Source organism: Sporanaerobacter sp. PP17-6a, from assembly GCF_900095615.1.
Classification (GTDB): domain Bacteria; phylum Bacillota; class Clostridia; order Tissierellales; family Acidilutibacteraceae; genus Acidilutibacter; species Acidilutibacter cellobiosedens.
The window spans coordinates 1-14,541 of the sequence record NZ_FMIF01000043.1; the positions used below are offsets into that span (position 1 = coordinate 1).

11 protein-coding genes are annotated in these 14,541 nt (G+C 30.3%); all 11 read left to right on the plus strand.

The features are described 5' to 3' along the window. Positions 1-1,732, plus strand: a 1,732-nt coding sequence (locus tag PP176A_RS14880) for an ABC transporter ATP-binding protein (RefSeq protein WP_071141264.1), incomplete at its 5' end; no start/stop codon positions are given. A gap of 170 nt (positions 1,733-1,902) precedes the next feature. Next, positions 1,903-2,862: a M23 family metallopeptidase gene (locus tag PP176A_RS14885; protein ID WP_071141265.1), complete on the plus strand. Its 960-nt coding sequence runs from the start codon at positions 1,903-1,905 to the stop codon at positions 2,860-2,862. Between the two features lie 395 nt (positions 2,863-3,257). Beyond that, complete coding sequence (locus PP176A_RS14890; protein ID WP_071141266.1) at positions 3,258-5,444, plus strand: radical SAM peptide maturase, CXXX-repeat target family; 2,187 nt, start codon at positions 3,258-3,260, stop codon at positions 5,442-5,444. A gap of 12 nt (positions 5,445-5,456) precedes the next feature. Continuing rightward, entirely contained in the window at positions 5,457-5,720 is a 264-nt protein-coding gene (locus tag PP176A_RS14895; RefSeq protein WP_071141267.1) for a CXXX repeat peptide modification system protein, read from the plus strand. Between the two features lie 15 nt (positions 5,721-5,735). Next, positions 5,736-8,003, plus strand: a complete 2,268-nt coding sequence (locus PP176A_RS14900; protein ID WP_071141268.1) for an ABC transporter substrate-binding protein — start codon at positions 5,736-5,738, stop codon at positions 8,001-8,003. A gap of 48 nt (positions 8,004-8,051) precedes the next feature. Then, a complete protein-coding gene (locus PP176A_RS14905; protein ID WP_071141269.1) occupies positions 8,052-8,234 on the plus strand; it encodes a hypothetical protein in 183 nt (60 codons plus the stop codon). A 94-nt stretch (positions 8,235-8,328) separates the two neighbouring features. Beyond that, on the plus strand, positions 8,329-10,095 hold the full coding sequence (locus PP176A_RS14910; protein ID WP_071141270.1) for an ABC transporter ATP-binding protein: 1,767 nt from the start codon (positions 8,329-8,331) through the stop codon (positions 10,093-10,095). Beyond that, positions 10,096-10,938 carry a carbohydrate ABC transporter permease gene (locus PP176A_RS14915; protein WP_071141271.1) on the plus strand — a complete coding sequence of 281 codons (843 nt, stop codon included), beginning with the start codon at positions 10,096-10,098 and terminating at the stop codon, positions 10,936-10,938. A gap of 12 nt (positions 10,939-10,950) precedes the next feature. Next, positions 10,951-12,198, plus strand: a complete 1,248-nt coding sequence (locus PP176A_RS14920; protein ID WP_071141272.1) for a carbohydrate ABC transporter permease — start codon at positions 10,951-10,953, stop codon at positions 12,196-12,198. Then, positions 12,188-13,345 carry an ABC transporter permease gene (locus tag PP176A_RS14925; RefSeq protein ID WP_071141273.1) on the plus strand — a complete coding sequence of 386 codons (1,158 nt, stop codon included), beginning with the start codon at positions 12,188-12,190 and terminating at the stop codon, positions 13,343-13,345. Before PP176A_RS14920 ends, PP176A_RS14925 begins: the two co-directional genes overlap by 11 nt. Positions 13,346-13,376: 31 nt before the next feature. Beyond that, positions 13,377-14,480, plus strand: a complete 1,104-nt coding sequence (locus PP176A_RS14930) for an ABC transporter ATP-binding protein (protein ID WP_071141274.1) — start codon at positions 13,377-13,379, stop codon at positions 14,478-14,480. The last annotated feature ends 61 nt before the right edge of the window (positions 14,481-14,541 follow it).

Genomic DNA, 14,541 nt, shown 5'->3' on the forward strand with positions numbered 1-14,541 from the left:
GAAAGGGTATATTAATAGAAAATTTACGGGAGGGAATAGCGTGAGAAAGTTAAACGGTATTATTCAGTTATATGATTATGTAAAGAGAAGAAAAGCGGTATTCTTTGGAATGCTTATATTATCATGTATTGTAGCGTTTTTCGAGTTGATACCTGTCCAGTTATTGGGTGCGCTCGTTGACGTAATAGGGAAAGTTAAGTTAACCTCTTATAAGCTGATTTATGTTAAAATATTCGGGACGTCTCCTGTAAATTTAATCATTGCATTTGGTATTGTGTATATGTTGGAAGGCGTGTTTTCGTTGTTATATGGATCTGCGGTAACTTTATTTAATAACAGAATTATTGAAGATGTCAGAAACGATGCTTTCCGGTGGGTTATGAGCGGTGACGATAATGAGAAAATCAGAGTGGGAGATATTATATCAAGAATCACGGGAGACGTGGAAGCGGTTACCAGGGCTATAGCAGGGCCTCTTAACGGATTTCTGACAAGCATACTGTCTTTAATTTTCAGCTTGGTTATATTTGCCCTTTGGAATATAAAACTGGCGGCTATTTCAGCAGCTTTAGCTCCTGTAATATATCTTCTTTCCAAATGGGTTACAAAGAGGAGCCAGGAACTTGCCAGGATGGAAAGAAAATCCTTTGGCAACATAAGCGATTTTTTATCGGACGTACTGTCCAATATTACATTGATAAAGTCATATAGAACCGAAAAAGAAGAAGGCAAAAGGTTTTGCAGATATAACGGTGATATAAGCGGGTACAGAAAATCAACTATGCACCTGTTTAATCGTTATTGGCCGTCGGTAAGGGGGGTTCAGGCCTTCGGGTTTGTGGCAACGCTTTTGATAACATATCACGGTATAAATGCCGGCAGGTTTAGTGTCGGGGATATCCTTGTTGTGTATACGTATTTAACTAAAATTTACGCACCTATGATTTTAATCAGCAGATACGGAAACGAACTGTCTCAGGCGGATGCAGCCTTGGAACGGGTTTTTGAGCTGAAGCCCAAGAGAAATTTCATATCGGCTGATAAACAGGCATCCGATATGGACTACGCAGACAAACCCCTGGCAGTTGAATTTAAGGAAGTTTCCATAAAGAACGATGAAAATTTGGTAATCCATGACTTATCCTTTAGTGCAAAACCGGGGCAGTTAATAGCGATAATAGGGGAAAGCGGCAGCGGGAAAAGTACGTTTATAAATTCTTTGGCTGGACTGACAACCATTAATGAGGGAAAAATTGTGTTAAATAACACGGATGTTTCCAGGGATAAGGAAACTTTGAAAAATTCTTTTAGAATATGTTTTCAAAACCCATATATTTTAAAAAGAAGTATAATTGAAAATTTGAACTACGGAAATCAGGAGAAAAGTGAAAATTTAGATGAACTATGTGAAAAGCTCGGAATCGATGAAATAATCAAAAATAGGGGATATGATTTTAAGCTGGATTCCATAAATAAGAATCTGTCCGGCGGTGAGCAGAGAAGATTTGCATTGTGCAGAACATTAAACAGATATGCCCCTGCTTATGCCTTTGACGAACCGACGGCGGAACTTGACTTGGAAAACAGATTGAAGGTTGTATCGCTGCTCGGAGAAATAAAGGGCAAATCGACTGTTTTTGTTGCAACCCATGATGAAGAATTGATAAAATTAGCCGACAAAGTAATTAAGATTGATAACGGAGTAGGAAAGGTTATTAAAGCAGTTAATTAGACTGATTTATACAATTTAAGAAAACATAGTATGTTTTCTTAGTAACTTTATTGGTAAATTTTATAACTAATAGTGAAGGATTAAGTTATTTCAATACATATTAGTATAGGATTTAACATTAATTTAGAGTTCTGCAGCTAACTGAAAATTTATTAGATAAGGAGGAATTTATGACTTTAAAAAGACCAATACAAATGTGTGTCTTTGCTTTTCTTCAAATTATATTACCTATATATTTGATCTATAATAGTATTGCAAATAGTTATGATACAATATTTATTTTTATTGTAAACAATAGTTTACACATATTAAGTATGTATTTTATATTTTTATCAGTTTACTGGGAAAATTTTAATTATTATTTAAGGTATATATTTTTTATATCAGTAATTATATGTACGGGAATAAGTTTATTTAGATTTGAAGCTAAAGCTGTTTTTTCTTACAAAGGTGTAATAGAAGATATAGATGCAATAATTCTTTTACCTGTCTTTATTGTATTAGTTATAAATATAATATTAAGTAAGCATCAAAAACATAAAAAAATTGATATAGATTTATCATTTACATTTAAGGAGGGCAAATATTTAATTGCTGAAGGTGGGGATGGTAAAAAGTCTTTTTTTACTAATTATCATTATAAATTTAAAGACCATGCGAAGTGGAAGGAGTCTATGAGATATGCAGTAGATATAGTCAAAATTAATAGCATAGGTTTTACAATGGATGGAATTATACCATTGAATAATGAGAAGTATTATATATTTAAGCAAGAAGTGTATTGTCCTATTGATGGTATTGTTTATGAGGTAATAAATAATGTAGAAAACAATATTCCATATAGCGGAAATTACTTGAGGGGTATTGGAAATCATGTAATAATAAAAAAAGATAATTATTTTATAATTCTCGCGCATTTAGAAAAGAATACAGTAAATCTAATAAAAGGTCAATATATTAATAAAGGCGAATATATTGGTGAAATTGGTAATTCAGGATATTCAAACAGACCACACTTACATATGCAGGTTATTTATAATGATGGCAGTAATATATGGAAAGGAACTGGAGTTCAGTTTACCCTAAATGGTAAGATGCCAGTTAAAAATATGAGAATATGTATAGATTAAAATAATGTATAAAATAAATCCAAAGATATATAACAAAATACAGGAAGTTTCCCCATATTTATAGGTACCGGACACAGATTAGACAATACATTCCAAAAATATTTTGATATCGATATTAAATAGATAAAGAATTAAAAACCTGCTAAAAAATACTTGATTTTTATTAGCAGGTTTTTATATTTGAATTCATTTGTTTTTATGACTGTGAATATATTACAGAAAATTAATATATTCGCTCCACAATTTGACAAATCCTAACGTCGCCTTTATGTTATATTATTTATAATTTCATAAATTAAATACTAACATAAAAACATACCTTGTTTTTATGCTACAGAGTATATATTATCTATAAAGTTTTATTTGTAAATATTTTGGTACAAGGAGTGGTCTGATTGGAAAGAAAGGAATATACATTTGGAAAAACCATAGGAGGCTGGCGTTCTGATAAATCTCAAACTGTAACTTTTATAGTCACTGAAGATTGTAATCTCAGATGTAAATACTGTTATGTAACACATAAATCTTCTGATAAAAGAATGAACTTTGAAACCGCAAAAAGATTTGTGAATTATCTTTTGAATTCTGATGATTTAAGATATTCTGAAGCTCTCATTTTGGAATTTATTGGTGGGGAACCTTTTTTAGAAGTGGAACTTATCGACCAAATATGTGATTACTTTAAGATTACTGCATTTAAACTAAACCATGATTGGTATTGGAATTACAGAATAAGTATTTGTACAAACGGGGTTAATTATTCGAATCCTGCCGTTCAAAATTTTATAAATAAAAATAGGAACAAAATTTCAGTTACAATTTCTTTGGATGGTACAAAGGAGAAACACGATTTAAATAGAGTTTTTCCTGACGGTTCCGGTTCTTATGATACAATTAACAAAAATTTGAATTTATGGTTAAGCCAATTTAGAGGAACGACAAAATCAACTTTTGCAAGTCAGGATTTACCATTATTATATGAAAGTATAATTTCACTTTGGAACAAAGGAATAAATGAAGTTAGTGCAAATGTAGTATTTGAAGATGTTTGGAAAGAGGGAGACGACAAAATTTTAGAAGAGCAGCTTATAAAACTTGCGGATTATGTAATTGAAAATGAATTATATGATAAAGGATTTTACTGTTCATTTTTTGATGAATCAATAGGTTTTCCGTATACCGAAGAAGATATAAGCAGAACCTACTGTGGGGCAGGGAAAATGATATCTTTCAACCCGAGTGGTAATATCTATCCATGCTTAAGATATTATGGACATTCGTTGAATAACCATAAAGAATGGGTACTTGGGAATTTGAAGGATGGGGTTGACATGGAAAAAGTCCGTCCTTTCGTTTTATCCACAAACAGAATTCAAAGCGATGAAGAATGTTTGAATTGTGAAATCGCCACGGGTTGTGCATTTTGCCAGGGGTTTAACTATGATGAAGCGCCTACTCCCACAAATTTTTATAGAGCAAAATATATCTGTAAAATGCACAAGGCAAGAGTTAGGGCAAATGACCATTATTTTTCAAAGCTTTATAATCTTTGTGATATAGAAAGAAGTAACGGACAAGCTTTAAAAAAACAAATTTATTTCTTATTATCCGATGACTATGTGACTTATTGTTCATATAAAAACGAAAGTAAAACCGATAATATTATGGAAGAAGATGAAATCATAAGTGGCCTAAAATTTGCACGACAAAACTTTTTAAGACCCGTATTTGTGCATTCAAATAATAGTTTTGACTTTAAGAATATAAAGGAATATTTAAATTATGATATTCTGCACATAGTTCCAGCAAAGTTTTGTGAAACTGCAAAAGAAATTGGCCTAAAGAGGATTTTACCAGTTTATGATTTGGAGAGTGTAAAAAAATCGGATTCATTTCAAGAGAATATAATATTAAATATAAATTCAGATGAAATAGAGGAATTATCGGAATGTCTAAAAACATTGTTTAAAAATTGTAATCGTATAAACCTTAACATAATAGGACTTGATAAAAATTTTAACGAAGAAGTATATCGTTTCCAAATGAAAAAAATAAGCAAATTTTTAATTGAGGAATTGGGAAATAACGGAGTTTTAAAAGAACTTAATTTACTTACAGATACAATTTTTCTTGACAAACATGAAAATTGTATGGCTGGAGAAAACGATTTCATCGTGTCTTCGAAAGAAAAAATTTATACTTGTTGTGCGGAATATTCAAATAACCCTGATGAATTTATAGGCGATTTGGAAAGGGGAATTTTTAAAGATTACTCAAAAAGATTATATGAAATAAAAAATAGCAACTTATGCAGAATTTGCGATGCATATCAATGTAAAAACTGTGTATATATCAACAAATTATATACAAATGAGGTCAATGTTTCACCATCTTTTCAATGCAGAAAAAGTCATATAGAAAGAGATATATCAATTGACATTTTAGAAAAACTAAAGATTTTATCGGAGAAAATTGAATTGCCTCCTATAAGAGAAATAAAGAAGAAAGACTATTTAGATCCCATTTACAAGTTCTCTGATAATATTGAGAATCTTATAGGATATTACAAATATAATAGATAAGGAGGAATTAAAATGAAGGGTAAAGTTATTTGGAAACTTTCAAAGGAAGATTTCAATAATATTCAGGATTTATTTGAAAAAAAACTTGCTCTTGAAAATTTAACCAAAATTATTGATGTTAAGGATTCCGAATTATATGAAAAATTGGTTAAAGATTATGGAAGAACATTTCATGAATTTAATAATTGGTGGAGTGTAATGTCTAAAAAATATAAATGGGAAGGAAGTAACTGGTGGGTAAATTTTGATACTCAAGAAGTTATAAGTCAAGACTGATTTGGAGGCCTTATTATGAAAATAAGCGAAAGGGGAAAACAAACAGTACTTATAATTGCAATAATAGCAGTAGTTGTTATAGGATTTGTTTTGTTAAATAAAACCGGGAAAGAGGATAATGAAAAGCAAGAAGTTTCTAAGAATGCAACAGATACTGAAGAGGGGGAGCTTCATTATAAGGAAGAATCAAGGGGAGAAGAAGTTTTTGAAGATATAAAATACATTAAATTTCTGAAATTTAAAGATAAACCCGTAAGACTTTCAAAGAATCCCCAAAATAACAAGATGTCTCTTATGGATATGGAAACAGGAGATTTAATCTATGAATTTCCCAATGAAGAAATGTATAAGGGAGACGGAATTTGGATAGATGAGGAAGGTATATCTTGGACAATAAAGTATGATGATGATTTAAAAAAAATTTTAGTGAAATCCTTTGATGAAACAGGAAAGGAAATAAATCAAGCTGTTGAAATTGAAAATTTTGAGGGAACTTTATTTGAAGATTCGGGCTTACATATTGAAAAGTTCAAATGCGATGAAAGATATTTATATATTCTTTCCTATTATAAGGATAAGGAGAGTAAAAAGACCTACAGATCACTTCAGATATATAGCAAAGATGGGAAACTTCATAATACTTATAATAATGATACCGTTTCAATATATGACTTTGACGTAGACGGTAAAGGAAGTGTATATATACAAACAGAAAAATCATCCCATGGGCCTTCAAGTATTAACAAGATAAATATAGAAGATGGACTTTTGGAATATCTCATGCCTTCGGAAGGAGAATTTATAAAATATAGCAGAGAAAAAAATCATGTTTATATTTCAAGTCCGTCAGGAGAGGCAATACGGGAATACGATATAAATAATAAAAAAGAATCGGGCGTTGTATTTACCTTCGGAAAGGATTCCACAGTTCTTGGGAAAAGTCCCGAAGGTACGATAACGGATTTTTTCGTAGGAAAAAATAATGATTTTTATATTGCTATTACACCTTATGAAGAAGACGAACCATACAAATTCTTTGCATACAGAGAAAAGGAGAAAAAGAATAATGCCGATAGAGCCGTAACTTTGACGATTACAGCACCTTATAGGCAGGACTTTTTGGCATATGCAATAAAATGCTACGAGATTAAGTATCCGGAGGAAAAAATAGAATATGATTATATTTACAACAATCGTGAGGAATATTTGGAAAACAATGAGCAATATGGGAAACAATTGACAATGAAAATTCTTTCCGGAGAAACCGGGGATGTTGTTATGACAGGTGGGGCAGGACTTGTTTACAGGGATTTGTTTAAAACCGATGCATTTGAAGATTTGACATCTTTCCTTGAAAAAGATCAGAAGTATAAAGATTTAAATAAGAGTGTTTTGAATGGAATAAAAATAAATGATAGAATTCGTGGACTTCCCATAAGCTTTATAGGCTATTATTATCAAGTAGATGACCAGTTGGCTGAAAAGTTGGGTTTAAATTTGGATTATGATAATTTGAAGTGGAGTGAAGTTTTAAAACTGACAAAGATAATAGAAGAAAAAGAACCCGATGCACATTTATTTACAACTATAGAAGAAAAAGAAGATATGTTGATTACAATACTAATAGCAAATATGCCAGACTTAATTGATCTTGAAAAGAAAGAAGCAAATTTAAATCAGAAATGGTTTATAGAGTTGATAAAAGAATTGAAAGAGTGTCTTAAAAGTCCAAACTTTGCGAAGACAGTAGACGAATTAGGAGATGATTGTTTACAAGGTTCATTATTTTGCAGCTTAAACAATAACAAGGGGCCAGGTGCTGACCTGTATCTTTTTGAAAAGTACAACGAAAAAAACAGAAGTAGTATAATCCCCATATTTACGGGTGAGAAAAACAGTAATCGAGTTGCATATACAAATAATATGTATTCAATAAACGGCCGTTCTCAAAGAAAGAAAAATGCATGGAAATTTCTAAGCTTTCTTTTAGAAGAAGAGATTCAGGCATATACCTGGGTTCCTGGAAGCCCTATAAATACGTCTGGAGAAGACAAGTATATTAAGGTTGAGGAAAAAGAGATGATAAATATGAATAAAGAAATTTCGAGAAGATTTTATAAAGAACGAAGAGAAGCTTATAAAAATATTGATTATCTTTATGATATGGATTACTTTAAAAAAGATATTTCAGATCCGATTATGGAATATTTAGATGATAAAATCACAATAGAGGAAGGGATAGAAAAGGCGCAGGGAAATGTGGATTTAAGGCTTAATGAGTAGAGTTGTATACCCAAGAGGTATTCACAATATATTTAAAGGGGGGATATCATGACTTACGAAAGCAAGCTAAAAAAAACAAAGGTTTCGATTTCGCCTATGGCGTGCACAGATTGCGGAAATATATGTTCAAGCGGTTGCGGAAATAAATGCCGAGATGGTTGTGCTACTTTTTGTGCAGATCTCTGTAAGATTGATGTAGGTATACAAGCTATGAATGATCTGGAGAAGTAACGAAACAGCCTTGCAATTATTGATGATTGCAAGGCTGCATACATATATGAAAATTGTGAATTTAAAATAAGAACAAGGAGAAATAAGAAACAAAATGAAATCTAATAAAAATAAAGAAGATAATGAAAAGCTAAAGGTTTTTATTAAAAAATACATTTCTCCGGAAAAAAATAAATTGGTCTTTTTAGTCTTGATGATATTCGGTGGAACTTTTATAAAAAACATAAATCCGTATTTATATGGTAAAATGCTTGACAGTATTTCCTCTTCAAATATGGAATATTTAATAAAGCTGATTGTCATATATTTTGTTGTAACAATATTTACAACTTTATTAGGGATTTATGAAGACTATTTAGGCCAGACCTTGAGTTTTAAAGTGTCAAAAAGTGTTCAAAAGAATATGTTTGATAAAATAATAAGACTTAAAACAAAGGTCTATGATAAATATGATACAGGGGAATTTATGTATCGTTTAAACGGAGATTCCGATGAAATAGTTTCATTTTGCATAAATGTCATTACAAGTTTTTTGCATATAGGGGTCAATATCGCCATTTCATTGTATTTTGTTTTTAAAATTTCAACCCAATTAACTTCGGTAGCGGTTTTTTATATTCCTGCTTCTTTTGCGGTGACATTTTTATCAAGAAAATATTTTAAAGAATTAGCAAAAAGAAGGAAAGAGTATAATGATAAATATTATAGCTTTCAAAATGAAATATTTTCAAATAATACAGGGATTAAAAGTTATATGCTTGAGGATTCGATGAATGAAAAATTCAAAAATTTCATCTCAAGAGATTTTAAAATTTTAAAAAGATCAATTTTTTTAAATAATACAGTTGATATTTTGAATAATTTAATAACTGTTATTTCTTCATTATATGTAATATATTTGTCTGCTATTTTAATAAGGTCAAATTTACTGACAATAGGAACAATGGTTTCATTTAACACATATATAAATAATCTTTTTTCTTCCATATCAGAAGTTTTGAAATTAAATATAAGTAAACAGAATGTCATTATATGTTTAAACAGAGTAAATGAAATTATGTCTAAGAGTAGTGAAAAAAGAGAAACTCCAGGAAATAATTTTTCTTTAAAAAATATAAATTTTGAGGGAAATGAAATTTATTTTAGATATAGTGAAAAAGATAAACCGGTTTTGAATAATTTTTCATTTGAAATATCATCCTTCGGATTTTATGGCTTTGTAGGAAAGAATGGTTGTGGGAAAAGCACAATTGCAAAATTGTTGGTAAAATTATACGATGTTGAATACGGGGAATTGAAGCTTAATGGAGAGAGCTATAAGGATATACCAAAAGAGAAACTAAGAAGAAATATAACCTATGTACAAAAAGAAGACTTTTTCTTTGATGATACTGTATTAAATAATATAAAATTTGGGAATCCTGTTGCAAGGGATGAAGAGGTAATTGAAATGTGCAAAAAGGTTGATTTGGATGAATATATAAATACACTTCCCCAAAAATATGAAACTGTAATCGGAGAGGGAGCATCAATACTTTCAAGTGGGCAAAAACAAAAACTTAGCATTGCCCGTGCATTACTAAGGAATACAAAAATATACATTTTTGATGAAGTGACTGCAAATTTAGACGGAAAATCTGAAAAACTTATAATATCTGTTTTAAAGGAATTAAGCAAAAATTCTGTAGTAATTTTTATAAGTCATAAAGTATCTTCAATCATAGAAAGTGATGAGATATTTTTAATTGATGAAGGAATCGTAGCAGAAAGGGGAAGTCACAATTATTTAATTCAGAATAGTAAGCTTTATTGCGAGCTGTTTAAAAATATAGATTTGAATATTAGAGAGAAGGTGACTTAAATGAAAAAAAGTAAGATGAATGTATGGCTCTTTATTCTTCCCGGGTTTATAGGAGTTCTTTTGTTCTATATTATCCCGTTTTTTATGAGCCTTTATTATACTTTTACAAAAGGTGTAACAGATGTTCAATTTATCTGGTTTGAAAACTTTAAGGATTTAGTCGGGAATCCTACATTTGAGCTTGCAACAAAAAACACGTTGAAGTTTATTTTAATCGGTGTTCCATCGGTTACCTTACTTTCGTTATTTTTAAGCCTACTGATGTCGGATAAGCTTTATGTCTTCCCAAGATGGGCAATGCTTTCACCTATAATCGTTCCTGTTGCATCAGCACTTATGAGCTGGAAAACATTATTTGACAATGAAGGAATTATAAATAAAATAATACAATTATTTGGGTGGAACACAGTAGATTTCTTAGGAGGAAAGCATGCAATGGGGTTTTTGATCTTCATTTTTATAATAAAAAATATGGGATATATGCTTGTAATATTCACAGGTGCAATCTCATCCCTTGAAAAGGAATACAAAGAAGCATTTCTTTTGGATTCAAATTCAAAACTAAAGTATTCATTTAAAATAGTAGTACCTTTAATTACGCCAATAATATTTTTTGTCGTAATATTCAGTATAATAAATTCCTTCCAAATGTTCAGAGAAGCCTATGGGCTTTATGAAAATTATCCACCAAGTACAGCCTATCTGTTACAGCATTTTATGAACAACAATTTTTTAAAGCTTAATTATCAGAGATTAAGCACCGCAGCTTTTATATTGGTAATAGGAATATCCATATTAATATCGGTATTCCTAAATTTCCAAAAGAAGTTTTCAGAAGAATAGGGAGGGATAAAAATGATAAAAAAAGTATTAAAAAATATTTTGATATATTTTATATCAATAATATGTCTTCTTCCTATGATAATAATGATAATAAATTCCTTCACAGATTATAATGGGGGGTTCAGCCTAATACAATACGGAAAAGTTCTATTCCAAACTGAAGACTTTTTCAGAGGATTTTGGAATTCAGCAATCTACATCTTTATAATCATCGGAATAAATATTCCCCTAAGCTTGCTTGGGGCATACGGGTTTAGCAGATTTGAATTTAAAGGAAAAGGCTTCCTATATTGGCTATACATAGTCTTAATGCTAATGCCTTTTCAAGCAACTATGGTGCCTCAATATTTAACCCTAAAAGCGCTAAACATAATAGACAGTCCCAGTGCAGTAATACTGCCTAATATATTCTCAACCTTCGGAACATTTCTAATGGTACAGTATATGAGAAGGATGGACAAAGAAATATATGATGCAGGAAGAATAGACGGGCTAAGCGAATTCAAACTATTTCTAAAAATAGTAATGCCTTTATGTCGTTCAATAATATCCGCACTTACAGTTCTATTATTCGTAAACTACTGGTCAATGGTAGAACAACCATTAGTCTTTATAAGTGACAAGTACTATATGCCTTTGTCAGTAACCTTAAATGCAACAGGAGAATTTAGAGAAATATCCTTCGCAGCAGGAACAGTATTCAGTATATTGCCATTACTCCTATACCAATTTTCCTATGAGGATTTAACACAGGGAATAAGCTTGTCATCAAGACTGGAAGGTTATGAAAAAATTTATATAAACGAAGTAAAGGAGAGAAGAACCCAAAAACAAAAATTAGGAAGAGGAATAATAATATTTATGGCAGCAATGCTATCGTTCACCTTAATCACACAAAAAATTTCCTATATCATGGCACCTGAAATAGAAGTAACAAAAACAAAAAGAGGAGAAATAACAAAAGATCCCTTTGATAAAAAAAGTGAATCCTTAGGAATCTACGATACTATAGTACCCAACAGTGCAATTCACACAGAAGGAGAAAATGTAATCTATGTAATAATCGAAGAAAAATCCATAAGAAAAAGAGACCAACTAGTGAGAATAAATGTGAAGATAGAAGCAACAAACGGATATGAAACAGCAATAACAGGAGTTCTTCCATATAATTCAGAAGTAGTAAAATGGACGACAAAACCTCTAAGAGAAGGAATGAACGTAAGAGTAGTAGAAGGAAGAGGTGAAGAAAATGAAGAATAGAAAAGAAAAAAATAAAATCAAAATAACTTTAATAATAATATTGTCAGTTCTAACCCTTTTGCTATTCTTAATACAAAGAAATATAAAAAAAGAATCACAAAACTTTCCTTCAAAGATTGAAATAATATTTGAAGAAAAAAACGAAATCTATCAGAAACTAATGGGCGGAAGGAAAATAATAGAAGAAAAATATATACTATCTGAAACCGAAGAAAAGGATATATCTTTTGAAGGAAAAAATATAAGCATAATAGGAATAGATGAAAACTACTCTCAAATAAATAATATAGAAATTGCCTCTGGGAAATGGATAACAGGAGAAAATCAAATACTCATAAGTGAAAAATTTGTAAAAGAAACAAATGACTCTTTTTCTTTAGGAGAAACGATGGACATATTCGGAAAAAAGTATAAAATAGTCGGAATATATGAAAATGATAAATACTCAAAATCAAAAATAGAAAATTTATATGTAAAAAAAGAAGATATACCAGAAAATTTAGGAGAGGGAGAAAAAACATTTTACAGTCTTGAAGTCAAACCTAAAGATGAAAACAGAAAAAACTTTGTAAAAGAAAAATTTTTTGAAGACGTAAAAATAATTTCAACAGAAGAACAAGAAGAAATAAAAATCGCAGACTTTACAGAATCAAAGAGAAATCTATCAAAATACTATTATGGATTTATATTTATATTTGAAATTATAGTATTAATATTGCTTACAGTATACCTAATAAAGTCCATAAAATTAAATATAAAAAAGTATCAATTTGGAACAAAAAGAAAATACGGAAAGGAACTTCTTTCGGGAAATATGACAATAGTGTTATTACAAATACTAAAAACATTATTACTGATATTTCTTTGGATATTTCTATTAAGATTAATATTAGAGTTTAAACTATCAACCCCAAGCAGATTTTTACCGCCTACGGATATATTTGACTTCAAATTTTACTCTCGAATTGAAAATATACTTAGAGAAGAATATGGAAAAACCGTTGCAGGATATGGAAAGATATATGCAAATATTATGAGAGTAACAAAGAAGTATTTTATAGAATCAGTTATTTTACTAATAGCATTATTATCAGTTTCAATAAGCTATATGTGTGGAAAGTTTAAGACGGCAGAAAGAAAACTCTAATAAATTTTATAAATAGAAAGAGGAGAGTTTTATGGGAAGGCTATCGTTTAGAAATATAAAAAAAACGTATAAAGGAAATATTCAGGCAGTAAAGGATTTTAACCTTGAGGTTGAAGATAAAGAATTTATAGTTTTGGTAGGTCCATCCGGCTGCGGAAAATCCACAATACTTCGTATGGTTGCAGGATTAGAGGAGATAACAGGAGGAGAATTATATATAGATGATGTATTGATGAATGAGATTTCTCCAAAGGACAGAGATATTGCAATGGTGTTTCAAAACTATGCTCTTTACCCCCATATGACAGTCTACGAAAATATGTCCTTGGGTTTAGAGCTTAGAAAAGTACCTAAGGATGAAATTGCAAGAAAGATAGAAGAAGTTGCAAAAACATTGGATATAAAGGATTTATTAAACAGAAAGCCGAAAGCCTTATCAGGAGGGCAACAGCAAAGGGTAGCTCTAGGAAGGGCAATAGTAAGAAATCCAAAAGTATTTTTAATGGATGAACCTCTTTCAAACTTGGATGCAAAACTAAGAGTTCAAACGAGGATAGAAGTAATAAAATTGCATAATGAATTGGAAACAACCTTCATATATGTAACCCATGATCAAATCGAAGCAATGACAATGGGAACGAGAATTATAGTAATGAAAGACGGATGTATCCAACAAATAGCAACACCTAAAGAGCTTTATTATAATCCTTCAAATATATTTGTTGCAGGTTTCATAGGAAGTCCGCAAATGAACTTTATAGATGTAAATGTAGAAAAAATTGAAGATATAGTTCATCTCAAAACAAAAGAAATAGAAATAGAATTAAACAAAAAGAAAAGTAAAAAAATTGAAGAAGGAGGATATATTGCTAATAAAATAGTAATAGGAATAAGACCGGAAAGTTTAAATCTTATAGAAGATTCTTCAATTACAGCAAATTATATAGAAGGAAAGGTAGACGTTATAGAAATGGTAGGTGCTGAAAGCTTTATACATTTAATAGCGGGGGACGAAAAGATAGTTGCAAAGATAAATTCAAAAGAAGAGCATAGAAAAGGAGATATTTTAAAGCTTAGTTTTGACTGTGAAGATATTTATTTATTTGATAAAGAAAGTGAAAATGCAATAGAATAATTAATCAATATAATGAAGATAGAAAAGAAAAACACATTATTGAAAAAAAGCTAAAGGTCAG